The sequence below is a fragment of the Leifsonia sp. RAF41 genome, assembly GCF_052114085.1.
GTDB lineage: Bacteria > Actinomycetota > Actinomycetes > Actinomycetales > Microbacteriaceae > Leifsonia.
On sequence record NZ_JBFREB010000001.1, the window covers coordinates 210,392 to 236,042 of the forward strand.

At 66.8% G+C, this 25,651-nt stretch carries 20 protein-coding genes; 12 read left to right on the forward strand and 8 right to left on the reverse strand.

Annotated features, from left to right (window positions below):
* Positions 1-46 precede the first annotated feature (46 nt).
* Complete coding sequence (locus AB4Y74_RS01085) at positions 47-316, forward strand: putative quinol monooxygenase (RefSeq protein WP_441797270.1); 270 nt, start codon at positions 47-49, stop codon at positions 314-316.
* A gap of 312 nt (positions 317-628) precedes the next feature.
* Here AB4Y74_RS01085 and AB4Y74_RS01090 read toward each other — a convergent pair whose 3' ends face one another.
* The 5 genes from AB4Y74_RS01090 to AB4Y74_RS01110 all read right to left on the reverse strand — a co-directional run bounded on the left by AB4Y74_RS01090 (position 629) and on the right by AB4Y74_RS01110 (position 5,159).
* Positions 629-802: a hypothetical protein gene (locus tag AB4Y74_RS01090; RefSeq protein ID WP_441797271.1), complete on the reverse strand. Its 174-nt coding sequence runs from the start codon at positions 800-802 to the stop codon at positions 629-631.
* Between the two features lie 9 nt (positions 803-811).
* Complete coding sequence (locus AB4Y74_RS01095) at positions 812-2,131, reverse strand: hypothetical protein (protein WP_441797272.1); 1,320 nt, start codon at positions 2,129-2,131, stop codon at positions 812-814.
* A gap of 404 nt (positions 2,132-2,535) precedes the next feature.
* The gene (locus tag AB4Y74_RS01100) at positions 2,536-2,859 is read right to left on the reverse strand and encodes an antibiotic biosynthesis monooxygenase family protein (RefSeq protein ID WP_441797273.1); all 324 of its coding nucleotides are present in this window, start codon (positions 2,857-2,859) and stop codon (positions 2,536-2,538) included.
* Positions 2,856-3,908: a MerR family transcriptional regulator gene (locus tag AB4Y74_RS01105; RefSeq protein ID WP_441797274.1), complete on the reverse strand. Its 1,053-nt coding sequence runs from the start codon at positions 3,906-3,908 to the stop codon at positions 2,856-2,858. The genes AB4Y74_RS01100 and AB4Y74_RS01105 overlap by 4 nt, the downstream gene beginning before the upstream one ends.
* Positions 3,909-4,139: 231 nt before the next feature.
* Positions 4,140-5,159: a LacI family DNA-binding transcriptional regulator gene (locus tag AB4Y74_RS01110; protein ID WP_441797275.1), complete on the reverse strand. Its 1,020-nt coding sequence runs from the start codon at positions 5,157-5,159 to the stop codon at positions 4,140-4,142.
* Positions 5,160-5,285: 126 nt separating this feature from the next.
* Here AB4Y74_RS01110 and AB4Y74_RS01115 point away from each other — a divergent pair, with 126 nt between their 5' ends.
* From AB4Y74_RS01115 to AB4Y74_RS01125, 3 genes are read left to right on the forward strand one after another with little or no spacing between them, the layout of a single operon-like run.
* Positions 5,286-6,782 (forward strand): MFS transporter, encoded by a 1,497-nt coding sequence (locus AB4Y74_RS01115; protein ID WP_441797276.1) that lies wholly within the window; start codon positions 5,286-5,288, stop codon positions 6,780-6,782.
* 7 nt (positions 6,783-6,789) lie between these two features.
* On the forward strand, positions 6,790-7,806 hold the full coding sequence (locus tag AB4Y74_RS01120) for a Gfo/Idh/MocA family protein (RefSeq protein WP_441797277.1): 1,017 nt from the start codon (positions 6,790-6,792) through the stop codon (positions 7,804-7,806).
* A complete protein-coding gene (locus AB4Y74_RS01125; RefSeq protein WP_441797278.1) occupies positions 7,803-10,280 on the forward strand; it encodes a glycoside hydrolase family 2 TIM barrel-domain containing protein in 2,478 nt (825 codons plus the stop codon). Before AB4Y74_RS01120 ends, AB4Y74_RS01125 begins: the two co-directional genes overlap by 4 nt.
* Before the next feature lie 55 nt (positions 10,281-10,335).
* Here AB4Y74_RS01125 and AB4Y74_RS01130 read toward each other — a convergent pair whose 3' ends face one another.
* Entirely contained in the window at positions 10,336-11,361 is a 1,026-nt protein-coding gene (locus AB4Y74_RS01130) for a LacI family DNA-binding transcriptional regulator (RefSeq protein WP_441797279.1), read from the reverse strand.
* A 180-nt stretch (positions 11,362-11,541) separates the two neighbouring features.
* On the opposite strand from AB4Y74_RS01130, the gene uxaC reads away from it, so the two are divergent.
* The 3 genes from uxaC to AB4Y74_RS01145 are packed head-to-tail and all read left to right on the forward strand — an operon-like array spanning position 11,542 to position 15,529.
* The gene (gene uxaC, locus AB4Y74_RS01135; RefSeq protein WP_441797280.1) at positions 11,542-12,930 is read left to right on the forward strand and encodes a glucuronate isomerase; all 1,389 of its coding nucleotides are present in this window, start codon (positions 11,542-11,544) and stop codon (positions 12,928-12,930) included.
* Complete coding sequence (locus AB4Y74_RS01140) at positions 12,927-14,312, forward strand: mannitol dehydrogenase family protein (RefSeq protein WP_441797281.1); 1,386 nt, start codon at positions 12,927-12,929, stop codon at positions 14,310-14,312. Before uxaC ends, AB4Y74_RS01140 begins: the two co-directional genes overlap by 4 nt.
* Positions 14,309-15,529 carry a glycoside hydrolase family 1 protein gene (locus tag AB4Y74_RS01145; RefSeq protein ID WP_441797282.1) on the forward strand — a complete coding sequence of 407 codons (1,221 nt, stop codon included), beginning with the start codon at positions 14,309-14,311 and terminating at the stop codon, positions 15,527-15,529. The genes AB4Y74_RS01140 and AB4Y74_RS01145 overlap by 4 nt, the downstream gene beginning before the upstream one ends.
* A gap of 62 nt (positions 15,530-15,591) precedes the next feature.
* Here AB4Y74_RS01145 and AB4Y74_RS01150 read toward each other — a convergent pair whose 3' ends face one another.
* The gene (locus AB4Y74_RS01150) at positions 15,592-18,168 is read right to left on the reverse strand and encodes a family 78 glycoside hydrolase catalytic domain (protein ID WP_441797283.1); all 2,577 of its coding nucleotides are present in this window, start codon (positions 18,166-18,168) and stop codon (positions 15,592-15,594) included.
* A gap of 183 nt (positions 18,169-18,351) precedes the next feature.
* Here AB4Y74_RS01150 and uidA point away from each other — a divergent pair, with 183 nt between their 5' ends.
* The 5 genes from uidA to AB4Y74_RS01175 are packed head-to-tail and all read left to right on the forward strand — an operon-like array spanning position 18,352 to position 24,997.
* Positions 18,352-20,148, forward strand: a complete 1,797-nt coding sequence (gene uidA / locus AB4Y74_RS01155) for a beta-glucuronidase (RefSeq protein WP_441797284.1) — start codon at positions 18,352-18,354, stop codon at positions 20,146-20,148.
* Between the two features lie 31 nt (positions 20,149-20,179).
* Positions 20,180-21,418 (forward strand): D-mannonate dehydratase ManD, encoded by a 1,239-nt coding sequence (gene manD / locus AB4Y74_RS01160; protein ID WP_441797285.1) that lies wholly within the window; start codon positions 20,180-20,182, stop codon positions 21,416-21,418.
* A 42-nt stretch (positions 21,419-21,460) separates the two neighbouring features.
* Positions 21,461-22,834 carry an MFS transporter gene (locus tag AB4Y74_RS01165; RefSeq protein WP_441797286.1) on the forward strand — a complete coding sequence of 458 codons (1,374 nt, stop codon included), beginning with the start codon at positions 21,461-21,463 and terminating at the stop codon, positions 22,832-22,834.
* A gap of 1 nt (position 22,835) precedes the next feature.
* Positions 22,836-23,378: a gluconokinase gene (locus AB4Y74_RS01170; RefSeq protein ID WP_441797287.1), complete on the forward strand. Its 543-nt coding sequence runs from the start codon at positions 22,836-22,838 to the stop codon at positions 23,376-23,378.
* Positions 23,375-24,997, forward strand: a complete 1,623-nt coding sequence (locus AB4Y74_RS01175; RefSeq protein ID WP_441797288.1) for a hypothetical protein — start codon at positions 23,375-23,377, stop codon at positions 24,995-24,997. Before AB4Y74_RS01170 ends, AB4Y74_RS01175 begins: the two co-directional genes overlap by 4 nt.
* On the opposite strand, the gene AB4Y74_RS01180 is transcribed toward AB4Y74_RS01175, so the two are convergent.
* Positions 24,969-25,580 (reverse strand): acyl-CoA-like ligand-binding transcription factor, encoded by a 612-nt coding sequence (locus AB4Y74_RS01180; RefSeq protein ID WP_441797289.1) that lies wholly within the window; start codon positions 25,578-25,580, stop codon positions 24,969-24,971. The genes AB4Y74_RS01175 and AB4Y74_RS01180 overlap by 29 nt on opposite strands.
* Positions 25,581-25,651 lie beyond the last annotated feature (71 nt).

Consider the following 25,651-nt stretch of genomic DNA (forward strand, 5'->3'; position numbering starts at 1 on the left):
TCCCAGTGCTAGCGTCGCCCGCACGACTGTCACCTCCCTCCTCGACGTGCGCTTTGCGGCCGACCACCTCGAGGACGGGCCCCGCGCGCTGCTCGACATCCTCGCGGACACGCGCGCGTTCGACGGCTGCCTCGGCGTGCAGGTCGTCACGGACGTCACCGGCCCCGCACACGTGATTGCGGTCGAGCACTGGGAGTCGCTCGAGCATGACGAGGCCTACCGCGCCTGGCGGGCTGGGCCCGGCGCTTCGAGACTGGGCGACTACTTGGCCGGACCGCCAGCGCTGACACGGTTCACCGACGTCGTCTCGCTCTGACCCGTGATGCCCTTCACCCGGCTCGCCCGCGCTCGTCGCAGACGAATTTCTAGTGGGCACTGGCCGGTTTTAGGCATATGCTCCGGTGTTGATGTGCGGCGCCGAATCCCCACAATGCCCCGCAACTCTAGTCAGCGAGGACCGCCCCATGTGAGTAAACAAGCGCGAAATCCCGCGGGTTTGATTGCACCTCGAGACCGCTCAAGGACTACGTCAGGGTTCAAATCCCGGCGTCTCGTCGACCAATGAGCGACGCGGACGCGGCGGATATGACGAGAGCGTTGGCGAACAGAAACCTCGGTGACGCCACAACTATGCGCGACCAGCCTTCGCCTGTTGCGTCCCCCTTAGGATCGCATCGCGCTGGGATTCGTATTTGCGAGCATCCTTGGCGTCGATGCCAGCCCGCCGCCCTTCCGACGACTTGATGACGAACGCCGAGTAGCCGCTCTCGTATGCGTGCTTGTGCTTGTTCGCCTTAGCCATGCTCGTATGTTAGCCCTTGGCTCCGACTTTGAGCCGGACGAGTCCCGAGAACGTCAACACGAAGACAGCGGCGGACCCGACGAGCGCTGCCCACCAATAAGCGGTGTTGACGGCGTCGGAGGCCCTCATCACTAACAAACCACCAGCGATGACAAGAACGATGGATAGGCCGCCTGAGAGAACGCGAAGTGGAAGCAAGAACCATCGAACGAACTCGCTCTCGACTCCCCGAGCGTTCAGCGCGATGAGAAGTGCAGGCACAAACAAGAGCAGTGTAGTTGCGGCGTCGAGGCCCTCGCGAAGATCAGTCTGAGCGGATGGCCAAAACAAGAAGATGGCGAAAAGCACGCACATGGAACCGGCGATCAACGCTGTCCGACCCAGAGGACCGGCCTGATCAAGTGCGAAGCGGACGACCGCCGGTCCTGCCGGCCGATGGACTGGGTCGTAATGGGCGTGCACATGCCCAACGGGCGTCCGATCCGTGTCGAGCGGCAAGTTCCCGTTCTTATCCGGCGGCATCTCGATTCGTGAGCAGAGTAGGCCATCGGGAGCGTTGACCTCCAGATGGTAACTGTCGACGTATTCGACTGCGTACAAGCTGACCCACAAGCGGATCGACTTGTGCCCAGTCCCTGCGCGGAGGCGAGTCCAGAACTCACTGGGCTTCCTCTTCCACCATGGCATGTACGGTGAGGCGATTCCTGCTTCCCAGTGAGAACTGTATTTGAGGACGGTTCGCACATTGCTTGCGGTCGCAGGTAGCACGGTCGCAAGAATGAAGTTGCTCGCCAAGTCGAGGAAGATCCCTGCGGCAAGTACGTCGAGTTTGAGCTCATCTACGATCACCTGAGCTAGTTCTCGTGACTCAGGCTCTGAGCCGCTTACTACCGCATTGAGGCGAGCCCAGTACTCTGTCGCCACCGTGACACCGTGTTCAAACTTGACAAGGAAGGCTAGTGCGGATGCAGCCAGTTGAGCGTTCTCGGCTGTGCTCAAGACCGGCAGCGCACGGCCGGTGTCGTCGGAAACATCCAGATCTCGGAGGACACCTTTACTCATCAAAGTCAAAGGCACGTAGATCGAGGTAGTGGCTCCGGTTGGATCCTTCGCCCAGGACAGTGCTGGCGGCGTGCAATCGAGAGACACTCGCCGCCGACCGCGCTTTCCGGCAAGGAAGGAGACTGACTCAACCTTGCGATGGATCCATTCGGGGAAGTTGATAAGCGCAAGCACAAGGGACGCGCCTCGATCGAAGATCTCAGCCGAGAGGGTATCGGCGGTTTGCTCACTCTTTTCCGTGTCGGCTCCGCCGTCGTCTTCGGTCACAAAGCCGATCATGGCACCGCGGTGATCGAAGTGCCGCGATGCGGCTAGTGCCACAGCGTTCTCATTGTCAACTTTTCAAAGGTGAGACCACCCCGCATTTACCCCGCATATTGAAGCGAATTGAGAGCGATCCAACGAGATCCAAGGCGATCGAGAACCTCAGAAAATCAAGCAGTTTTCGCCCTACGAGCTCCAAACAGATCTACCGGAACCTAATCGTGGTGTCGCGGGTTCGAGTCCCGCTCCCGCTACAAGCCTTATAAACACTGGGAACGGCGGCTGTTGGACAGCCGCCGTTCTTTCGTTTCTCGGTCGATTTGGACACAATTCGGACACACTCCAAATCAGCGAAGCTCATTCAGTGTCGTCTCTGGTGATCTTGGCGGGTCGTATATGGCGCTAGGTCAGGGCGCGAACTCGATCGCCAACCCTTTCTTCCCGTACTCGGAGATGACTTCGGCGATGACGACACGGTACGGTCCGATCCAGCGATCGTGGGCACCCTTGGCTTGCCGATGCGCATCCATTCCGATCAGCTCGTGGAGCGCCTCAAGCGATTCCCAGTAGTACACCTCCGAATGCAGCCCGTTCTGGTTGTTCTCCCACGCTTCTTCACCCAGGAAGCCGGGAATCTGGCGGGCACGCTCGGCGATCTCGTTATTCAGGCGGTGGAACTCGTCGTCATACTGCTTGCTGTGAAAGATAAAGGTCGAGGTATACACGGTCACGCCGGGTTCTCGCGCAGCCAATCGAGGACCTGCTGGGCATGGGTGTTCGGCGGGAAGATCGGGTAAAAAACGTGCTCGACATGTCCGTCGCGGATGACCAAGGTGAGGCGGGAGTAGAGCCGGTCGTGTCCCTCGGCTGCGAATGTGGGCAGGGTGAGTGCGTCGCGGAGACGGAAGTCTTCGTCGGAGAGCATCGGAAACGGCAGGCGGAGCCGGTTGGCGACCTCGGCCTGATAGGCGGAGTCCTGGCTGGACATGCCGAACACGGCGGTGACGCCTTCGGCGGCGAGCTCGTCGAAGTGGTCGCGGAAATCGCACGCTTCGGTCGAACACCCGCGAGCCCCGGGGATGGAGTCCCAGCCGTCAGGCAGGTCTACTCCGGGTCGGCCGGTGAGCGGGTAGAGGTAGACGATCGCCCGGCCGGCGTCGAGCTGCGAGAGGTCGATCTCGCGACCGTCTGTTGCCGCGAAGGGCAGAGAGGGGACGGGCATGCCGGGCAGGTGCGCGGCGGCGCCGTCGTCCTCTGGGACGGGGAGGCCGGCGGGCAGGGTGGTGTAGTCGGTCATCGTTATCTCCTTGCGGAAGGTGCGGGAAGCGCCCTCGTCGAGTCGTTCGACGAGTTGCGCCCGGCGGGCTTGGAGGGTTGCGATGATCTGGTCGATTTCCGTAATGCTGTCGCGGTAGGCCGCAAGCGATGACACGCAGTCATCCCCGTGGTCATGGCCGAGCGATAGGCATTCGAGGAATGGTGTCGCCTTACGCGCGCTGATCCCCGTGGCTGCCAGGCCACGAATCTCAACGACAGCGCGAAGGTGGCTTTCGTCGTACTCGCGATACCCGTTGGAAGAACGTCGCGGTTCCAACAGCCCGATTCGTTCGTAGTACCGCACGGCCTTGGGTGTCACACCTGCATGCCGCGCGAGCTCACCGATCCGCATCACATCCTCCGCGTCGAACGTAAACCTTGTCCCATAGGACAAGGTCAAGTCTGCATCAAAAAAGGATGGTGGGCTCAACCGGTCGATGCCACTCGTGAACACCACCGGCACCTCCGGACCAATCCTTCTCGAACGGTTGAGCTGGAGGACCAACTGTGGGGGCGATGGGCGCGTGGTGAGTCGAGCCGAACGATCGCGGACCGCAGCCATCAGCTCGGGAGACGTCGCGAGTCGAGACGTCTGCCGATGGTCCACCCCGACCCCTTAAACCGCTGACGTCACTGGAACGGGAAACCGGGTCGACCATCGGGCAGTGCGGTTGCCGGCCGCCGGTAGCTCGTGTCAGGTCGTCTCGCCGGGGACCAGCCTCAGCACGCGTGCGGGGTCCACGAAGGTCGGGGACGCGTCCGACGCCCCAGTACGCGTTTTCAGGGTCGCGAGGTCGTGGACGAGGGAGTCGATGAGCAACGGCTGGTCGATGAAAACGGTGGTGAGCCTTGGGCTGACCAGTTGACCGACCGCAGTCATGTCGACACCGATCAGTGAGATGTCCTCCGGGATGCGGAGGTCGAGAGCCCGGGCCGCCGCGGTGACCGCGATAGCCACGTCGTCGTTGTAGCAGCAGACACCGAGCGCAGTTGGCCCTGCCTCGGCGAGCGCCGACCTCATCGCGTTCGTCGCGCCGTCGGCATCCAGGGGAACCCGAACCGCCAGCGGGGCGGCGAGGCCGAGCCGCTCGACCTCCCGCCGGATACCCGCGAGCCGCGGCGGCCCGAAGGGGTCGAGACGCTTGTCCTCCAGCGCCGCATAGACCAGCCGTCTGGGCCCGTTGCGGACGAGTTCGCGGACCTGGATCCGCCCGATCTCAGTGTCGATCGGGTCTGGGTCGTCCCCCTCGGCGACGAGGATCCGACGGGGGACGACACGCGAACCGGACGCCTCGATGCGTTCACGCTGCTCGGGGGTGAAGACCCCGAAGTCCACGACGGCCGCCGGCCGAAGATCGAGCACGGACGTCAGGGTCGACTCGTCTCGGATGCCGGCGAACCGGACGACTACGCTCACCCCCGCTGTGGCGGTTGCGCCGGTGATCCTGTCGACGGAGTCCTGCAGGTGGGGACCGAAAGTCGCGTTCGGTACGACGATGACGACGATGTCGCTGAGGCCGGTGACGAGGGCGCGTCCGGCTCGAGACGGTCGATAATTCAACGCTTCCGCAGCGCCGAACACCCGGGCGCGGGTCTCTTCCGGGAACCGGTCGTCGCCGTTGAGGATCTGGCTCACCGTCGAGCGTGAGACTCCCGCCTCCACCGCGACGTCCTTGCTGGTTGCCCGCCGACCGGGTCGGATCTCCACCGTCACCACTTCAGTCTGCCATATTGCTGTTGACACGCGACACCCGAGTCGTTTACCGTGGTGTCGCGTGTCACTGACACGTGACACCAACCGGCGATGTGACCGGTCCCATCCATGACAAGGGAGTCAGCAATGGCGAAGGATTCCACCCGGACTTCGGCCGAACAGCAGCGAGCGGCCGTCGCCCTGAGCGCCGGGGAGTCGATGACGGCCTCGCTCGCCGCAACCGCGGTCGGCGAAGCGGTCGCAGACACCAGCGGCGAGAAGCTGAAGATCCGCGAACGGCTCGCCTACGGCGTCGGCGACATCGGCGGCAATCTGATCTTCGCGCCGATCTCGGCGTTCCTGTTGTTCTACTTCACCGACACGGTCGGCATCGGCGCTGCCATCGCGGGGACTCTGCTCTTGTTCGGCCGCGTGCTCGACGGGACGATGGATCTCATCCTCGGCACGCTCATCGATCGCACCTCGACCCGCTGGGGCAAGGCCCGCCCGTGGATCCTGTTCGCGACGCCGGTCGTGGTGATCTCGTTCGTCCTGCTGTTCAACATCCCGGCAGGGCTCGGAACCGGTGCCAAAGAGCTCTACGCGTTCGTCATGTACTTCATCTGCCTCGGCGTCGGTTTCGTGGGGTCTAATCTCGCCTATCACACGCTGCTCTCGGTGATCACGAGCAATTCCAAGATGCGGGTCTCGCTCACCGTCATCCGCACATTCTTCGCCCTCGTCACCACGCTGGTGGTCAACTTCGTGACCATCCCGGTGATCACCGCGAACGGCGGCGGCCAGGCCGGGTGGACGCTCATCTCGATCATTTACGGCGTGATCTCGGCGGTCACGTTCCTGATCGTCTTCTTCGGCACGAAGGAGCGGGTGAAGGGCACGATCAAGCAGGACGACGGCAAGAAGCTCCCGCTGCGTACGACGCTCGGCATCCTGTTCCGCAACCCGTACTTCTTCCTCGCGTTCGGCTTCTTCCTGCTCAACTACATCCTCACCGGGACGGCCGGTGTGGGCGTGTTCTACGCCAAGGATGTTCTCGGCGACCCGAACATCTACAGTTTCCTCGGGCTGGTCCAGTTGCTCCCGCTGATCATCGGCCTCTGGTTCATGCCGGCGATCATCGCCCGTTTCGGTAAGCGGAAGCTCATCCTCAGCGGGGTCGTCGTCACCATCGTGGGCGTGCTGATCTCGCTCATCGACCCGACCAACCTCACCCTCGTCATCGCAGGCGGTCTGGTCCGCTCCATCGGCGGCATCCCGGCAGCGGCAGGCCTGTTCGCGCTCGTCGCCGACGTGGTGGATTACGGGGAATGGAAGAGCGGTGTCCGCCTGGACGGCATGACGTACTCGGCAGCCACGGCCGGCCAGAACTTCGGGGCCGGACTGGGTGTCGCCCTGGTGGGCTGGCTGCTGGCCGCGGGAGGCTACAACGGCCAGGCGGCGACGCAGCCAGCCTCGGCGGTGAGCATGGAGATCTTGCTCTTCCTCTGGCTGCCACTGATCGTCGCCGTGCTGATGGGCGTCATCATGTGGTTCCTGAACATCGACAAGAATCTGTCACAGATCCAGCGCGACCTTTCTGCTCGACGGGCGGAACGGGCCGCCGAAGCCAGCGCGAACGCTTGAGTCCGTCGTGACGGATCCTCGTGCGGAACTGCACTGGGCGGTCGTCGGCACCGGGTCGATCTCCCAGTCCCTCTCCGATGATCTCGCCCTCACCCCGGGAGCACGTCGCCACGCGGTGTGCTCTCGGGACCCGGGCCGGGCGCGGGCGTTCGCCGCCGAGTACGACTTCGCCGTCGCCTACGGAAGCCTGCCGTCGCTGCTCGCCGACCCGGACGTCGACGTCGTCTACATCGCGACCCCGCATGCCACCCATGCCGAGATCGCGATCGAGGCGATCGAAGCGGGCAAGCACGTCCTGATCGAGAAGCCGATGGCGGCGACCGCCCGGGACGCTCGCCGGATCGTCCAGGCGGCGGGTGCCAGTGGATGCTTCGCGATGGAAGCCATGTGGATGCGCTTCAACCCCACCTACCGCGACCTGATCGCCTCGGCGCGAGCGGGGGCCATCGGCGAGGTGAGGAGCGTGCGCGCCTCGTTCGGTCTTCCCTTCGACGTACCGGACTCCACCCGCTGGACCGCCGAGCGGGCGAGCAGCACCCTGCTCGACCAGGGAATCTATCCGGTCACGCTCGCCCTGGACGCACTCGGTCGCCCGGCGCGCATCCGGGCCTCGGGCCGTGTCCGCGCCGACGGCGTCGACCTGACGGAGCACGTCACCTTCGAGTACGAGAACGGCGGGTTCGCCCAGCTGAGCGCGTCGATGGTCGAGTACAGCGAACCGACGGCCTCGGTCAACGGCACCGACGGATGGATGACCCTACCCGCCCCATTCTGGGCGACGGACGAATACGAGACCCACGCCGGCGGCCTCGCGCAGGCGCTGTTCGAGCCGCAAACGACCCGCCATGAGCGCCGCGGCAACGGCTACGTCCCGATGCTCGAAGCCGTCACCGAGGCGATCGCCGCGGGCCTGACCGAGCACCCCATCCACCCCTTCGCGGACGCCATGAGCACCATCGAGTTGCTCGACGACATCCGCGACCTCATCACCCTGAACACCGCACCTCTGGAGGAGACCCGATGAAGCGCACGACTTTCAACGACGGCTGGCAGTTCCGCCGCAAGGTGAACCCGTTCGCCGAACTCGGCGGGATCAGCGCCCCCTACGAGGACATCGTCCTTCCGCACGACGCCCTGATCCATGAGCAGCGCGACCCGGGCGGCGAGGGCGCGGTCGCGTTCTTCCCCGCGGGCGCTTATGAGTACCGCAAGTCGTTCGTCGCTCCCGCCGACCTGGAGGGGAAGCGGGTGGTGCTGGAGTTCGAGGGCGTCTACCGCGACGCCGTCGTCCACATCAATGGCGCCTACGCGGGCCAGCGGCCCTACGGGTACTCGGGCTTCATCGTGGACGCCGACCGGTTCCTCCGCCCCGGCGAGGAGAACCTCATCGAGGTCGAGTCCCGCCACGGCGGCGACTCCCGCTGGTACACCGGCGCCGGTGTGTACCGGGACGTCTGGCTGCACGTCGGGACGCCGGTCCACCTCCCGGTGAGCGGCGTCCGGGTCAGCGCCGACGACATCGAGGCCGACGGGGCGATCGTCGAGGTGGATGTGACCGTGGCGAGCACCAGCATCCGGCGCGAGACGGTGGATGTGGCGGTCACCCTCCGCGACGCCGGCGGTATTGCGGTGGCCGCTGGGACGGTCCCGGTGACGATCGAGGCGAACGGTACGTCGCGGAGCAGGCAGCGCCTCTATGTGAGCGCCCCGCAGCTGTGGAGCACGGACAGTCCCATCCTCTACTCGGCGTCGGTCGAGCTCGCCGTGGCCGGCGCGACCATCGACGATGCCGAGGTGGCGTTCGGCATCCGGAAGCTTCAGGTCGACCCGGTGCACGGGCTGCGGATCAACGGAGAACCGGTGAAGCTCCGCGGTGCGTGCGTGCACCATGACAACGGCATCCTGGGCGCCGCGACCTTCGCCGACGCGGAGGAGCGCCGCGTTCGCCTGCTCAAGGAGGCCGGCTTCAACGCGATCCGGTCGGCGCACAACCCGATGAGCGTTGCGATGCTGGAGGCGTGCGACCGTCTCGGCGTCTACGTTATGGACGAGACCTTCGACATGTGGACCTCGAACAAGATGCCCCACGACTACTCCCTCCACTTCGCCGAGTGGTGGGAGCGCGACGTCGAGGCGCTGGTGACGAAGGACTTCAATCACCCGTCCGTCATCATGTACTCGATCGGCAACGAGATCCCCGAGACCGGCTCCCCGGCGGGTGGGCTCACCGGTCGTGCGCTCGCAGAGAAGGTACGGGAGCTCGACGGGACGCGGTTCGTCACGAACGCCGTCAACGGGATGCTCGCCGTCATGGATGACATGAAGAAGCTGGCCGCCGAGCGCGGCGCCGAGGGCGCCGACAGGGGAGACGGCGCCGGCATCAACACCCTGATGGCCGGCCCTGCCGAGTTCATGAACCAGATCGGCATGTCGCCGCTGGTCACGGAGAACACGGCGGAGTCGTTCGGCGTGCTCGACATAGCGGGGATGAACTACCTCGATTCTCGCTACATCATGGACAAGGGGCTCTTCCCGAACCGGGTCATCGTCGGCACGGAGACGTTCCCCACCAACATCGACCGCAACTGGGCACTGGTCGTCGAGAACCCGCACGTCATCGGCGACTTCACCTGGACCGGATTCGACTACCTCGGGGAGGTCGGGATCGGCAGCGCCCACTACCTCGCGGAGGGTGAGACGCCTACCCTGAGCGGTCCATATCCGTGGATCGCCGCCTGGTGCGGAGACCTCGACCTGGTCGGTACGCGCCGCCCGGCCTCGTATTACCGCGAGATCGTCTTCGGGCTGCGGACGCAGCCGTACATCGCCGTCTCCCGACCCCGGGACGACGACAAGACCTTCTACGCGGGACCCTGGACGTGGAGCGACAGCATCGGAAGCTGGACCTGGACCGGGCACGAGGGCGCGCTCCTCGCGGTCGAGGTCTACAGCGACGCCGACGAGGTCGAACTCGCCCTCGACGGGCAGGTAGTCGGCACGGCGCCCGCGGGAGCCCCCACCCGGTACCGGGCCGAGTTCGCCGTCGCGTACCAGCCGGGGGAGCTGACGGCGACCGCGATCCGAGACGGTCGGCGTGCCGAGACGTTCACCCTCACGAGCGCCGGCGAACCCGATCACCTGCACCTCATCGAGGAGCCCGGCAGCCATGGTGACCTCGTTTTCGTCACGGTGGCCCTGGTCGATGCGGCGGGTCGCATCAATACGAACGCTGACCAGGGCATCAGTGTCCACGTGAAAGGTGACGCGGTGCTGTCAGCGGTCGGCAGCGGCGACCCCGCTCCCGCGCAGACCTTCGACGGGCCGGCCCAACGGACGTTCGACGGGATCGCCATGGCCGTCGTCCGCCGCACGGGGACTGGCCCGGTCACCGTTACGGTTTCGGGCGCCAGCGAGGTTGCCGACGTGACCATCGCGCTCGGCGCGGCGGAACAGAGCGAGCACACGTCGGCCTCCATCCAGGAGGTGGTTCGGGCGTAGCTGAAGGAGGGGAGAGGACCCCGCTCTGCCCTCACGCGGGCCCGATGGCACGGCTCTATCGGCGGTCCGCCACCGATTCGCGACTGATGAACAGGGTGGGCAGGGAGGGCGCATGCTCTTCGTCGCGTTCTTCGATCTCCACGAGAAGTCGGTGTGTGCCCGCCTCGCCCAGTTCACGCAGAGGGCTCTTGATGGTGCTCAGAGCGGGAGTGGGAAGATCCGCGCCGAAGATGTCGTCGAAGCCGATGATGCTGAGCTCGCGCGGTACCTCGACGCCGTGTTCGCGCGCTGCCCGCAACAAGCCCAGCGCCACGAGGTCGTTGTAGGCGATGACGGCGCTCACGTCGGCGGCGAGCACGCGAGGCAGCGCCTCCGCTCCGCCCTCGCGTGTGGGTGCCGTCGAGGCGATCTCCACGATCGACATGTCGCGCTCGACGGCGTACGCGAAGAGGGTGCGCCATCGCACGTCGTTCATCCAGGATGCGTCCGGCCCGGAGAGGTAGGCGATGCGGCGGTGCCCGAACTCCTGGAGCTGGTCGAGGGCGGCACCGATACCGGGACGCGGGTCCGGGATCACCGAGGTCACGCCTGGCACCAGCCGGTTGGCGATGATGACCGGCTTGATGGAGGCTAGGCCGGCGATCTGATCGTCGGTCAGGCGCGAGGCGACGAGGAACAGCCCGTCGACGGAGGTCTGCAGTCGCTCGGCCGTCGCGAGTTCCAGTTCCGGTGACTCCTGCGACTCGGCGAACACAAGCGTCAGACCGTTCGCGGTGGCGACCCGCTCGGCGCCTCGGACGACGTCGAAGTACACCGGGTTGGTGATGTCCGACACCAGCAGGGCAAGGGTCCCGGTCTTGCCGGTGGGCAGGGCTCGCGCCATCGGATTGATGCGGTATCCGAGCTCGTCGGCGGCGTCGCGGATACGGCGTTCGGTGGCTTCCTTGAGTCGGCCCGGCTTGTTCAGTGCTCGGGATACGGTCGAGGGGCTCACGCCGGTGGCCTTTGCGATGTCGTAGATGGTCGCCGGCGGCTTGCGGACGCTTACGCGGACCGGCACCGATGCCTCAATTTCGCTCACGGGGCTCCCTCTACGATACGACGTCATTGTTCCGGCAAGCGGTTGGCACAGTCTAGCGGAGACGTAACGTCGGAGGCATCGGTGCGCCCCCGGAATGCCGGGTGGTCAGTGTAGGCAGCGGCGCACGGCCCGATTCGGCAATCGGTTGACAAAAATTCGTCAGCGCGATGAAATGGGCCAATGCACCCGCCGCAACGTCGCGACCCCGATCGCCTTCTTCCCGCAGATCCGCGTACCCGGGACATTGCCCGCGACCTTTATCTGCGCGTGGCGAATGCTCCGATCGTGTCGCCGCACGGTCACGTCCCGGTCGAATGGCTGGCGGAGGGTCAGCGGTTCCGCGACCCAGCCGACCTCCTGATCACACACGACCACTACGTGACGCGCTTGCTGCACGCGGGAGGTGTCGATCTGGAACAACTCGGCGTCGCTGGCGGGTCCGACCCGCGGGCGGTGTGGCGGCTCCTCGCTGAGAAGTGGCACCTTTTCGCCGGTACCGCCTCCGGCTACTGGCTGGAGGAGGCACTGAGTTCGGTGCTAGGGGTGGACCGCGAACTCAGCCCGGCGAACGCGGACGCGATCTACGATCAGATCTCCGGCCGTCTCGCGGAGGCCGATTTCACCCCCCGGGCCCTGTTCGAACGATTCGGCATCGAGGTGCTCGCCACGACGGACGACCCGCTCGCCGAGCTCGCACAGCACGACGCGCTACGGGATTCAGGTCTCCGGGTCGTGCCGACGTTCCGGCCTGACAAGTACCTCGACCCCGACGCGGGTGGATTCGCGGAGAACGTCGACCGTCTTCTGGCGGTCGCGGGACAGCCCGCGACGTTCGCCGGCTATCTCGCGGCGCTGGAGGGACGTCGTCGCCACTTCATCGATCACGGCGCGGTGTCCGCCGACCACGGTGTCGAGGACCCGCTCGCGCTGGACCTGCCGCCCGACGACGCTCAGCGGCTGTTCGCGGCGGTCATCGCGGGGACGGCGGGCGCCGACGGAAGGCGCGCATTCCGGGCCCACATGCTGTTCCAGATGGCCCGCATGAGCGTGGACGACGGACTCGTGATGACCGTTCACGCCGGGGTTCTGCGCAACCACCACACCGAGACGTTCGAGCGCTTCGGCCCGGACTCGGGTCACGACATCCCGGTCCGCACCGACTTTGTCCGGGGTCTCCGGCCGCTCCTGCAGCGGTTCGGGAACGCGGATGGGTTTCATCTGGTGCTCTTCGCCGTCGATGAGACGGTGTACTCGCGGGAGCTCGCCCCCTTGGCGGGCTTCTACCGGAGCGTGTACATCGGGGCGCCGTGGTGGTTCCTCGACGCACCGGATGCGATCGGCCGGTTCCGGTCCGCGGTGACGGAGACCGCTGGGTTCTACCGCGGGTCCGGATTCATCGACGACACCCGCGCCTTCCTGTCCATTCCGGCGCGTCACGACACCGCGCGTCGCGCGGATGCCGCTTTTCTCGCCCGCTACGTCGCCGAGGGCAGGATCGCCCTGGGCGCCGCTGAGCAGATCGCCGACGACCTGGTCGGGCCGTTGCCGAAGAGGGTCTTCAAACTGTGACTGCCGCATCCACCGTCCCGCGTCTCACGCACGCCGCGCTACCCCACCCCGAGAGAACTCCACCGGTCCGGATCGTGCACCTCGGGCTCGGTGCCTTCCATCGCTCTCACCAGGCCTGGTACACCGCGCACGCCGCGGACGCAGACCAGTGGGGAATCGCGGCATTCACTGGGCGGCGGCCGGATGCGGCAGAACTCCTCGCCGCGCAGGGTTGCGTCTACACGCTGGTCGAGCGCGGCCCCGAGGTTGACCGGTTCGAGCTCATCGGGAGCATCGTGGAAGCGTCGGCCGGCGACGACGTCCCCGGCTTCGTCGCGACCTTCGCGTCTCCGCAGATCGCCGTCGTCACGCTGACCATCACGGAAGCGGGATACCGGGTGGATGCCGCCGGTGCACTGGATCTGGAAGATCCCGATGTCCGCTCGGATATCGCACTTCTCCGCGACATGCTCAGGATGCACGAACCCCTTGCGCCGGGCGCCGGGACGGGACCGCGAACGGTTCTCGGTCGCCTGCTGCTCGGACTGCACCATCGCCGGCTGGCGGATGCGCCGCCGATCGCCATCGTGCCCTGCGACAACCTGCCCGAGAACGGTCCCCTGATGCGTCGCGCCCTCGGTCGGCTGGCGCAGGAAGTCGACCCCACGCTGGCGGACTGGCTCCCGCTGGGAACGTCGTTCGTATCCACATCGGTCGACCGCATCACGCCCCGCCTGGGTTCCGACGACCGGACGCTCGTCGCGACGGCCACCGGCTGGTTCGATGAGACGCCCGTCGTGACCGAACCGTTCGCCGACTGGGTGCTGGCGGGGGACTTCCCGTCCGGTCGGCCGCAGTGGGAGACCGCCGGCGCGCGTTTCGTCGACGACATCGCCCCCTGGGAAGCGCGGAAGCTCTGGATGCTGAACGGCGCCCACACTCTGCTCGCGTCGTCCGGCCGGTTGCGTGGGCACGCGACCGTCGCCGAAGCGTTCGCGGACCCGGTGTGCCGCGCCCAGGTCGACGAGCTGTGGGAGGAGGCTGCGCGAAACCTCCCGAGCGTCGAGACGGTCGAGTACCGGCAGGCCCTCGCGGAGCGGTTCGCGAACCCGCGGATCGTCCACCAACTCGACCAGATCGCCGAAGGGTCCCGCACCAAACTGCGGCTCCGGATCGTGCCGGTTGCCCTTGTGGAGCGGGAAGCAGGTCGCAACGCCGTCGGCGCCGCAACCGCCATCGCCGCATGGACCCTTCGGGAGGCGGCCAGCGCCGACCTCCTCTCGACCGTTCGTGAGCTCGCTCCCGAACTCGCGGAGGACGAGGAATTCGTGAAGACCATCCACGACATCCGGTCGGCCATCGAGGCCGTCCGGGCACCCGAGAAAGTAGGAACGAATCGATGACGACCTTCCCTGACGGCTTCCTCTGGGGCGCCTCCACCGCGCCGCACCAGATCGAGGGCAACAACCTCAACAGCGACTTCTGGGCCAACGAGGGCCGCGTTCCGGGCATGGAGCGCAGCGGCGACGCGTGCGACAGCTATCACCGCTACCGCGAAGACATGCAGCTTCTCGCCGACGCGGGATTGAACAGCTACCGCTTCGGCATCGAGTGGGCGCGGATCGAGCCCGAGCCAGGCCTGATCTCGCGCGCCGAGCTGGCGCACTACCGCCGGATGATCGATACGGCGCACGAGCTGGGCATCACGCCGTTTGTCACCTTGCACCACTTCACGAATCCGCGCTGGTTCGCGGAGCAGGGCGGCTGGACCGCGCCCGGAGCCATCGACCGATTCCGCTCCTACGTCGAGACGGCTACCACCATCCTCGACGGCGTGGAATGGGTGGCCACCATGAACGAGCCGAACATGCTCGCGATGATGACCGGAATGGCCGCCCTGATGCAGCAAACCCAGCAGCAGGGTGAAGGCTGGCAGAGCCCGACTGTGGACACGGACGGCCCACGGCCGGCCCTCCCAGCGCCGAAACCCGAGATCGGACGGATCTTCGTCGAGGCGCACCACGCCGTCCGCGACATCGTCCGGGAGCGCACAGGAGCGAACGTCGGCTGGACGGTCGCCAACCGGGCGTTCGAGACCCGGCCCGGCGGCGAGGAGAAGCGCCGCGAGCTCGAGTACATCTGGGAGGACCTCTACCTCGAGGGCTCGCGGGGCGACGACTTCGTGGGCGTGCAGTCGTACTCGGCGCAGTGGGTGAACGGGGAGGGCATCGAGCCGCACCCGCAGCATCCCGACAACACGCTGGTGGGCACCGCCTACCGGCCGGACGCTCTCGGGATCGCGGTGCGGCACACAGCCGAAGTCACGGGCGGGGTGCCGATCGTCGTCACAGAGAACGGCATAGCGACGCACGATGACTCTCGCCGTATCGCGTACACGGACGAAGCCCTCCACCATCTCGGCGTGGCGATGGCGGACGGTGTGGATGTGCAGGGTTATCTGCACTGGTCGCTGCTCGACAACTACGAGTGGGGCCACTGGGAGCCGACCTTCGGCTTGATCGAAGTCGACCGCGAGACCTTCGTGCGCACGCCGAAGCCGAGCTTGGGCTGGCTAGGCGACGTGGCGCGGCGGAACGGGCGGGTGGAACGCGCCGCCTGACAGACGGAAACCGAAGAGGGCGCCGGCGGATCCACCGCCGGCGCCCTCTTCTCTTGTGCCGGTCAGGCCGCCGACGACACCGTGAACCGGCCGGGGCCGACCTGAATCGAGCGGCCGTCGGGGAGGACGATGGTTCCGGTCGTGGCGGGAGGGACCGCGCCGGAGACGGTGATCTGTCCGTCTTCGATGCGCCAGGACGCCTCGATCGTTCCTTGCGGCGTGCGGTAGGACCCCTCGGCCCAGGTGACGCCGCCGCCGGGAACGGGACGCAGGAGGAACGACTCCCAGGCGACCGAGTCCGGGGCCTGGTCGAGACCCAGGAGGTGGGTGTGGAGGAAGCGCACCACGGCGCCCTTCGAGTAGTGGTTGAGGGAGGCGAAGGCGCGGCCGTCCTCATCCACGCCGTCCCAGTCCTCCCAGATCGTCGTCGCGCCGCGGTCCAGCATCCCGAGCCAGGAGGGGGAGGTGCGCTGGAAGAGCAGTTCGTAGGCGACGTCGGCGTGCCCGGTCTCGACGAGGACCGGGAGGAGGTCCGCGGTCGACAGGAACCCGGTGCCCAGGTGGGTGTCCGCGCGCCGGATGAGTTCGACGAGGCGATCCGCCGCCCGCGATCGAAGGTGGTCCGGTATGAGCCCGAAGCTCAGCGCGCGCACGTACGCGGCCTGTGTGTCCTTCACCGTGCGACCCTCCGCAGAGAGGAACTCGGTGCGCCACGCGTCGCGCACGTGCTGCGCTTCGTCCGTGTAGCGCGCGGCATCGCCCTCGCGGCCGAGGATCGCTGCGATGCGCGCGAGCGTGGTGGTGGAGCGGTACAGGTAGGCGGTGCCGACCTCGCCCTTGTCCTCCATGAACCAGGCCATCGGGTTGTCCTGCAGCGGGTCGACGAGTGAGCCGTCCGCCGCGCGCTCCTTCGGTTCGCACCACTCGCCCCAGTGGAAGGAACCGTCCCACAGATACTGCTCGTGCGGGAGCGGATCGGCGGAACGCTGCTCGCGCGAGGGGTGGCGGCGGGTGCGGGCGGTGTCGAGGGCCCAGTCCACCCAGCGGGTCATCGCGTCCCAGGTCGCGGCGAGTTCGTCGCGGTCGCCGTAGGTCTCGTAGAGGATCCACGGGACGTGGATGATGGCGTCGCCCCACCCTGCCGACCCGGTCATCTGAGCGACCTGCAGGTCGGGGTGGTGCTTGACCTGGCGACCGTCGGGCGAGAAGTTCGCGATGCGGCCGTCGTCCAGCTGGTCGTCGCGCACCGACTGGAGCCACTTCCGGGTGAAGCCGTGCACGTCGAACAGCCGGACGGCGGTGGAGGCGAAGACCTGGTAGTCGCCGGTCCACCCGATCCGTTCGCGCTGCGGGCAGTCGGTGGGGATGTCCACGGCGTTCCCGCGGAAACTCCAGTCCGCGATCTCGTACAGCCGGTTGAGGTCGTCGTCGCTGCACCGAAACGACCCAGCGGGGGTCAGGTCCGTGTTGACCACCTGCATGCTGATCGCGTCGGCCGACAGCGGCAGGTCGGCGCGCTGGATGCGCGCGTACTGAAAGCCGTGGACGGTGTGCCGCGGCTCGAATACCGACCCATCGGAGCCGTCGGAAACGACCTCGTCGCGTTGGTCGAGGACCACCAGACCGTCGCCTTCGCGCTCCGAGTCGAGATGCGACATGTCGAGATCGCCGGACGGGTCGAGGTGCTCGCCGTGCTCGATCACCGTTCGGGAGCCGCGCGGGCCCAGGTCGGTCAGGCGCGTCCACCCGGAAGCGTTCTGCCCGAAGTCCGCGATCCACGCACCCGAGTCGAGCGGGGTCAGCGTGACAGGCGCACGTTCCTCGACCCGCCGGACGGGCGGTGCCGGCGACCAGCTCACGGGTGGGGCTGTGACGACGCCGACCCGCACCGGCCCCAGCAGGGAGGGCTCGACGGTGAGATCGGTCGCCTGGCCGTCCATGAGTCCGGCTCGGACGATCGGCGAGGTCCAGCTGGTCCAGGATCCGTCGGTGCGGATTACCTCAGTCGTCCCGTCCTCGAAGAGCAGGCGCAGCTCGGCGCGGGCGGCCACATCGTCTCCATCGGTCCAGGCGGCGCGTGCGTGGAAGGCGCCCACCTGGCCCTGGTACCAGCCGTCGGTGAGCACGAGTTCCAGGGTGTTCCTGCCAGGGTGCAGTGAAGGCGCCACATCCGCTGCCTGCGCATACACCGTCTTGTCGTACGAGGTGGAGCCCGGTGAGAGTTCCGCCGTGCCGACGCGTTCACCGTTCACGAACGCTTCGTAGACTCCGAGCGCGGTCGAGTAGAGGCGGGCTCGGCGGATCGGGCGTTCGACGAGGAAACCGCGCCGGAGGGCATGGCCGGGCCGCTTCCCGAAGACGACATCAGACGGTGTCGGAGGCGAGATCCAGTCGGCGCTCCAGTCCGCGTCGAGCAGGCCGGCCTCGAACACGTGCTCCTCACTCCACGCGCCCCCCGGGACGCACACACGCCAGCGGACGCGCTCGCCGCTCTGCAACGGACGCCACGGCCACGCGTTGAGGCGGTGGGCCGCCGCGCTGACCGGTTCGAGGGAGACGCCGTCGATGGTGGCGTGGAGCTCGTAGCCGTCGGCGCCGTCCAGCGGCAGCCAGGAGAGCCGGGGGCGATCGCCAGACACCGGGAACTGGTCACCGCCTGCGTCGATTCGTAGTCCACTGGGTGCCGCCTCGGTCATCGGCGTCATCGCCTCCATATTGCGTGAGTTGCGGAGTTCGCAGTGCCATTATGGCAATCGCTTGCCGAAATTCCAAAAACCTGCTGTACTAGGTCCACTGACCCCGCAGTGCCGCGTAGGAGAACCATGCTCAGCCCCCGAATCACACCCACCCGAGAGGTCGTCGCCCTCGACGGCCTCTGGCGTTTCGCGCTCGACACGGCTACTGGCCCCGAACCCTGGAAGGCGCGCCTGGACACGGCGCTGGAGGTGCCGGTACCGGCGAGCTACAACGATCTCTTCGTGGACTCATCGATCCGCGACCATGTGGGGGTCGTGTGGTACCAGCGAGACGCCCGAGTGCCTCGTGGCTGGAACGGGGAGCGGATCGTGCTGCGGTTCGGGTCGGTGACCCACGCTGCTGCCGTCTATGTGGACGACCTCCTGGTCGCCGAGCACGTCGGCGGCTACACGCCGTTCGAGGCAGATCTCACCAACGTGTTGGAGGCAGGTAAGGAGTTCCGGCTCACCATCGCGGTGGACAACCGCCTCACCAACCTGACGATTCCGCCTGGCTCCGTCACCGTGGGGCCCGATGGCCGCGAGCGTCAGACCTACTTCCACGACTTCTACAACTACGCCGGTATCGCCCGTTCGGTGAAGCTGTACAGCAGCCCCACGTCGTACGTCGACGACATCACCGTCGTGACGGGCATCGACGGTACGGCAGGAACGGTCGACTACAGCGTCCGCACCGGTGGCGACGATGTCGCGGTCCGCGTCCGGGTGCTCGACGAGAGCGGTACCGAGGTCGCCGTGAGCGCCGGCTCCGCCGGCACGATCCGCCTCGAGGACGTTCGTTTGTGGCAACCGGGCTCTGCCTACCTCTACGACGCGGTGGTCGAGCTGCTCGATGGCGACGAACTCGTCGACAGCTACACGCTTCCGTTCGGCGTGCGGACGGTCGAGGTGCGCGGCACCGAGTTCCTCATCAACGGAGAGCCGTTCTACTTCACCGGTTTCGGAAAGCACGAGGACACCCCGGTCCGCGGGAAGGGCCACGACGACGCCTACCTCGTGCACGACTTCCAGTTGCTGGAGTGGACGGGTGCGAACAGCTTCCGGACCAGCCACTATCCGTACGCGGAGGAGGTGCTCGATTTCGCCGACCGCCACGGCATCGTCGTGGTCGACGAGACCGCCGCCGTCGGCCTGAACCTGGGTGTGCAGGGCGGTCTCACCGGCATCCCGCCGACACCGACGTTCGCCGAGGAGAACTTCGGCGGCGAGACCAAGAACGTCCACGCGCAGCACCTCCGCGAGCTGATCGCGCGCGACAAGAATCACCCGAGCGTCGTGATGTGGAGCATCGCCAACGAGCCGGCCTCCAACGAGGAGGGCTCACGCGAGTACTTCGAGCCCCTGGTGAGCCTCGCCCGCGAGCTGGACCCCACCCGTCCGCTCACGTACGCCGCTGTCATGTTCGCGACACCGGCGAACGACAAGATCGGCGACCTCTTCGACGTGCTGTCGATCAACCGCTACTACGGCTGGTACGTCTTCACCGGCGACCTGGCGACGGCCGAGACGGTCCTCGAGCAAGAACTTCGCGGCTGGGTGCAGCGGTTCGGCAAGCCGATCATGATGTCGGAGTACGGCGCCGACACTCAGCCGGGCCTCCACTCGGTGTGGGACATGCCCTGGACGGAGGAGTACCAGACCGACCTGCTCGCCGCCTACCACCGCGTCTTCGACCGCATCCCCGAATTCGTGGGCGAGCACATCTGGAACTTCGCCGACTTCATGACCGGGCCCGGCATCCATCGGGTGGACGGCAACAAGAAGGGCGTCTTCACCCGCGACCGCAAGCCGAAGGGGGCCGCCTTCTCGCTGCAGAGCAGATGGCGCGGCCTCGACGGTCGCAAACCCGGCAGCACCGACTGACCGACTCCCGCACGATTTCAAGGAACCATCAATGCGCATCGACAAAGCCGAAGTCATCGTCACCAGTCCGGACCGGAACTTCGTGACGCTGAAGCTCACCACCGATGACGGTCTGACCGGGCTCGGCGATGCAACGCTCAACGGCCGGGAGCAGGCGGTCGTCGCTTACCTCGCCGAGCACGTCGTCCCGTTGCTGATCGGCCGGGACGCCTCCCGGATCGAGGACACCTGGCAGTTCCTCTACCGCAGCGCCTACTGGCGCCGCGGACCGGTGACGATGGCATCCATCGCCGCGGTGGACATGGCCCTCTGGGACATCAAGGGCAAGGCGGCCGGGATGCCGGTATACCAGCTGCTGGGCGGCGCGTCCCGCGAGGGTCTGCTGGCGTATGGGCACGCGTCGGGCCGTGACCTGCCGGAGCTGTTCGACAGTGTGCGTGAGCACCAGGAGAAGGGGTATCGGGCGATCCGCATCCAGTCGGCGGTACCGGGGCTGAAGTCGATCTACGGGATCGCATCGAACGCCACCTACGAAGCCAACCAGGGTGTGCGCTACGACCACGAACCCGCCCAGCGTGGTGGGCTGCCGAACGAGGAGGACTGGGACACCCGCTCCTACCTGCGGCACATGCCGACGGTGTTCGAGGCGGTCCGCAACGAGTTCGGCCCGGAACTGCCGTTGCTGCACGACGGCCACCACCGGATGACGCCCATCCAGGCGGCGCAGCTCGGCAAGTCCCTCGAGCCGTATGACCTGTTCTGGCTGGAGGACTGCACCCCGGCCGAGAATCAGGAGGCGCTGCGACTGGTGCGCCAGCACACGACGACGCCGCTGGCGATCGGGGAGATCTTCAACACGGTGTGGGACTACCAGCAGATCATCCGCGAGCAACTGATCGACTACGTCCGCAGCGCCGTCACCCACACCGGCGGCATCACGCACCTGAAGAAGGTGCTCGACTACGCCTCGCAGTATCAGATCAAGTCGGGCATGCACGGGCCGACCGACATCTCGCCGGTCGGGATGGCGGCTGCCATGCATCTCGGGCTCGCGATCCACAACTTCGGCATCCAGGAGTACATGCAGCACGGCGAGAAGACCAACGCCGTGTTCCAGCAGTCCTACAGCTGGCATGACGGCTTCCTGCATCCCGGGGACAACCCCGGCCTCGGCGTCGAACTCGATGTCGATGAGGCCGGCAAGTACCCCTACATCCGCGCCTACCTCCCCTACAACCGGCTCGCCGACGGCACCGTCCACGACTGGTAAGCGCCGCCTGAACACTGTTCACTTGACGAAGGAGTCAACGCAATGCGCAAGTACAGCAATCTCGACACCAAATCCTCCCGCGCTGTGCGCGTGGAAGCCACGACGGTCCTGCCAACGACCGCCGGGCCCGCTGCGGGACCGCAGAACCAGGAGGTGAACGGGCCGGATCTCGTCGCGCCGCCGCTGAACCGGGTGAGCGCGAGCTTCCTGTTCTGGATCACGGTGGCGAACTTCGGCGCCAGCCTGGCGTTGATGGTGCCCCTGACGTACTCCCTGGCGGTGCGAGTCACGCAACTGGCCCCCGGTCATGAGGAGGTGCTCGGTTACGTCACGGGCACGGCTCAGCTGATCTATCTCGTCCTCAGCCCGTTGCTCGGCGTGTGGAGCGACCGCTTGCGCTCTCCGTTCGGCAGACGGACCCCGTTCATCGTCGTCGGAGGGCTGGTGGGTCTGGTGGCGGTCGCGTTCATCGCCGTCGCCCCCAACATCTTCCTCGTCGGGGTCGGCTGGGTGGTCGGCCTGCTGGGCTGGGCGACAGCCGGTCAGGGAATCCAGACGATGCTCGCCGACCGTGTCCCGGAGGAGCAGCGGGGCCGCGCCTCTGCGCTCACCGGGGTGACGACCCAGATCGCGCCGGTGTTCGGCATCGGTATCGCTTACGCGGTGGTGTCGTCCACCCTGATGATCTTCGTTCTCCCGGCAGTCATCGGCCTGGTGCTGATCTTGGCGTTCGTCTTCATCAAGCGCGAGGGGAGCTCACGGGCTATCGTCCGAAACGACGCCATCGGTGTGAAGACGCTGTTCGGCTCCTACGTCTTCAACCCGCGCAAGTACCCGGACTTCGGGTGGAACTGGCTCGGTCGGTTCATCTTCTTCATGGGGCTCTACTTCAACACCACGTTCGGCACCTTCTTCTACGCGCAACGCCTTCATATCCCCGTCATCCAGGTCGCCGGTGTGGTCGCGGCGATCGGGATCATCGGTGTGGTCGCGGCGGCCGGTGGAGCTCTGCTCGGCGGGTTCCTCTCCGACAAGCTGGGCCGCCGTAAGCTCTTCACCCTGATCGGTTCGCTGCTCTTCGTCGCGGGGGCGTGCGTCGAGGCTTTCGCGCATTCGCTGCTCCCCTTGATCATCGGTTCGGTCATCATGCAGCTGGCGATCGCGGCCTTCAGCGTCGTCGATCAGGCCATCGTCTTCGCCGTTCTGCCCAGCCGTGCCGAGGCCGGCCGGTACCTTGCGGTCGTCGCCTTCGCACAGAAGATCCCGAGCGCCATCGCCCCGCTCATCGCGCCCTTGATCATCACCATCGGTGCGGTCGGAGCGGACAAGAACTACACCGCCCTCTACCTGATCGGGGCCGTGTTCGCTCTGATCGGCGGACTCATCATCTTCACCAAGGTGAAGGCGGTTCGCTGACATGATCACCTCAACGCCACCGCCCTCCATTGTCGTGATGGGGGTGTCCGGTTCCGGCAAGACCACGGTCGGCCGGGAGCTCGCGCGGCTGCTGCACGTGCCTTTTGTGGATGCCGACGATCTGCACCCACAATCCAACCGGGACAAGATGGCCGGCGGGACGCCGCTGACCGACGACGACCGCCGCCCGTGGCTGCTCACCGTCGGGCACACCATCCGCGAACAGGTGCAGGCCGGGCGCGGAGTCGTCGTCGCCTGCTCGGCGCTGCGCCGCCGATACCGGGAGGCCATCGCGGAGGAGGCGGGCACGCCCGTGCGTTTCGCCCACCTGAACGGCAGGGTGGATGTGATCCGGGAGCGGATGGAGGCGCGCGCCGACCACTTCATGCCGAACGCACTCCTCGATTCGCAACTGCAGACTTTGGAGCCGCTCGCCGCTGACGAGGACGGAAGTGAGTTCGCAATCGACGGCGGCCCCGCCGCCGTCGCCGCCGATATCCGTGACTGGGCGACCGCCGAGGTCGGAGAGGAAGCCGCCGTATGACCGGCACCACCGGGGACACCGCCCAGGAGGTGCAGGAGGCCGTGGACGATTCGCTCGGCCGAATTCGGATCTCGTCGGTGCCCCTCCCCGCGTACGTCCGGGCGCCGAGCGCGACCTACACGCCTTCGGGCCGGGTGTTCCTGCTCTTCCGTACAGAAAAAGACCCTGCTGACTGGCTGCGCGCCGCGGTCGTGGACGACGACGGCTCCGACTTCACCGAAATCTTCCGCGGCCCCGTCGAGCGGAAGCGCACCGCCAACGGGATCCGCCACATGCCATTTGCGGATAACCGCCGCATGCTGCTGGGCGACCACGTGCTCGAGGCGACACCCGATCTCGATCGGGCCGAGACCGTCGAGCTCATCCCGGTCGAGTACCCATGGAACCTCACCTCGGACGCGCTGACCTCGCACCACTGGTCGGAGATCATCGTCTCCCCCGACGGCGAGCGGATCGCGTGGACCATCCTCCGGACCGACATGACCGCCGTCGTCGCCCTGGGGCGTTTGCGCCGTGACGAGGACCGTTACACGATCGTCGATCCCGTCATCATCAGCAGCACGGACGCACTCTCGCCCGATCCTGAGCGGGAGGGTTACTTCACGGCTCGGCCCATGCTCGGCGGGGAGGTGAAGCAGTTCGTCCGAGGCGGCACCGCCATTTCAGCGGTGGGGGACGGGGGCGCCCCGCTCACCGACTCGGTCGTCCAGGATCTCCTCACGGATGCGCTCGAGCCGATCACCCGCACGCCCGGTTATGACGAGACCACCATCCTGTCGCCGGACGAACGGCTCGGGATCGTGATGACCTCCCGAGCGTCGGTGCGTACGAACCCGGCTTTCCTCGGGTTGGTGCCGCGACCGCACGCGACGCTGGTGACCATGCCGATGGCCTGGGCGCTGTACATGTACGCCGTCGACGGCGTCCGCCGCTTCCGGTCGGGCAACATCGGTCCGGTGCTGATCGACATGGAGCGCTCGAAGACCGATCCCGACTATGTCGGTGTACCGCTCAACAGCGCGGACGACTCGTGGGTCTACGTTTCGCCGATGTCGTGGCACCCGGACGGACGCCATGCGATGTGGATGGAGATGCGACGTGGCAGCGACGGCGACCTGGGGCCCGAGCTGCGCATCCGCACCGCACAGCTGAGCGACCACGGCCCTGGGGAACCGATCCCCACCGTCACGACGCCGGCGACGACGCCCTCAGCGATCGGTGGTCGCGACGCGGAGCGATTGCTCGGCCGTACCGCCGAGTTCGTGCCGTCCGGCCGCATCGCGGGTGCGCACTCCGGATATCTCGAGTTCGACCGCTCCTCGGACGGCCGCGGCACCTGGTCCGCGTCCTCCCGCTACGTGGACTACAGCGACGACGGGCGCAATGTCCTCAACGGCGCGGAGCGATCGAACGGGTCGATGATGGGCGGCGCGGTCTACGAGGCTGACCTCGAGCTGACCGGGGATGTCGACGGTGAAATGCGCCTGCGGGCCTCCTGGTCGGGTCTCGACGAGGGGACGCGACTGCTGTTCGGGCAGGACGCCGACGGCCGGCCGCGCAGCCACGGCTTCGCCCGCTACGGCGACACCGTCATTCGTGTCGAGGATCTGTCCGAGTAGCGCTGCTGAGGCCGCGCAGGGCACGAGTGACCGCAGCCGCGGGTGAGATGTCCGAGTCGTCCTGCACGGCCCACCAGGAGAGGGCGCTCATGATCGTGCTCAGGACGGCCGCTCCGGCTGCCTGCGGGACGACATCGTCCGCAGGCAGGCCGAGCCGGCGCGCGAAGAAGGCGACCGTCTGGGCCCGCCACTGGCGGTAGGTGTCGGGACGCGTGCTCTCCAGGTCGGGCTCCGTGGCGATCAGCCGCATCCTCGCCCGGCCGACGGCGACCTCGTCGGCGTCCTGGTCGAAGACCGCGGCCACGACGGCAGTGATCGCGTCCAATGGTGGGAGCGTGTCGTCCGCGTGCGCCAGGCCGTCTCGGAGGGCGTCGAGGGACCCTTCGATCCCGCCCCAGACGATGTCGGCCTTGCCGGGGAAGTAGCGGTGGAGGGTCCGAACGCTTACGCCGGTCTCCGCCGCGATCTGCGACATGGTCACATTGCGGTAGCCGTCCCGCTGCAGGACGGCGATGGCGCGCGTGCGCAGGTCGTCCTCGTCCGCGATGGGAGGCCGACCTCCTCTGCTGCGGTTCCCAACCATGGTCCGACGCTAGCGGATTGCTCGCAATGAGGTTATGGCATAGTCTGCCAATACTTGTTTTCCCACGTCCT

Bases quoted from the DNA above. Each gene is read 5' to 3' on its own strand.
- AB4Y74_RS01165 (WP_441797286.1), top strand. From the start codon at position 21,461: ATGCGCAAGTACAGCAATCTCGACACCAAATCCTCCCGCGCTGTGCGC.
- AB4Y74_RS01180 (WP_441797289.1), bottom strand. From the start codon at position 25,580: ATGGTTGGGAACCGCAGCAGAGGAGGTCGGCCTCCCATCGCGGACGAG.
- AB4Y74_RS01090 (WP_441797271.1), bottom strand. From the start codon at position 802: ATGGCTAAGGCGAACAAGCACAAGCACGCATACGAGAGCGGCTACTCG.
- AB4Y74_RS01170 (WP_441797287.1), top strand. From the start codon at position 22,836: ATGATCACCTCAACGCCACCGCCCTCCATTGTCGTGATGGGGGTGTCC.
- AB4Y74_RS01175 (WP_441797288.1), top strand. From the start codon at position 23,375: ATGACCGGCACCACCGGGGACACCGCCCAGGAGGTGCAGGAGGCCGTG.
- AB4Y74_RS01125 (WP_441797278.1), top strand. From the start codon at position 7,803: ATGAAGCGCACGACTTTCAACGACGGCTGGCAGTTCCGCCGCAAGGTG.
- AB4Y74_RS01115 (WP_441797276.1), top strand. From the start codon at position 5,286: ATGGCGAAGGATTCCACCCGGACTTCGGCCGAACAGCAGCGAGCGGCC.
- manD (WP_441797285.1), top strand. From the start codon at position 20,180: ATGCGCATCGACAAAGCCGAAGTCATCGTCACCAGTCCGGACCGGAAC.
- uxaC (WP_441797280.1), top strand. From the start codon at position 11,542: ATGCACCCGCCGCAACGTCGCGACCCCGATCGCCTTCTTCCCGCAGAT.
- uidA (WP_441797284.1), top strand. From the start codon at position 18,352: ATGCTCAGCCCCCGAATCACACCCACCCGAGAGGTCGTCGCCCTCGAC.
- AB4Y74_RS01145 (WP_441797282.1), top strand. From the start codon at position 14,309: ATGACGACCTTCCCTGACGGCTTCCTCTGGGGCGCCTCCACCGCGCCG.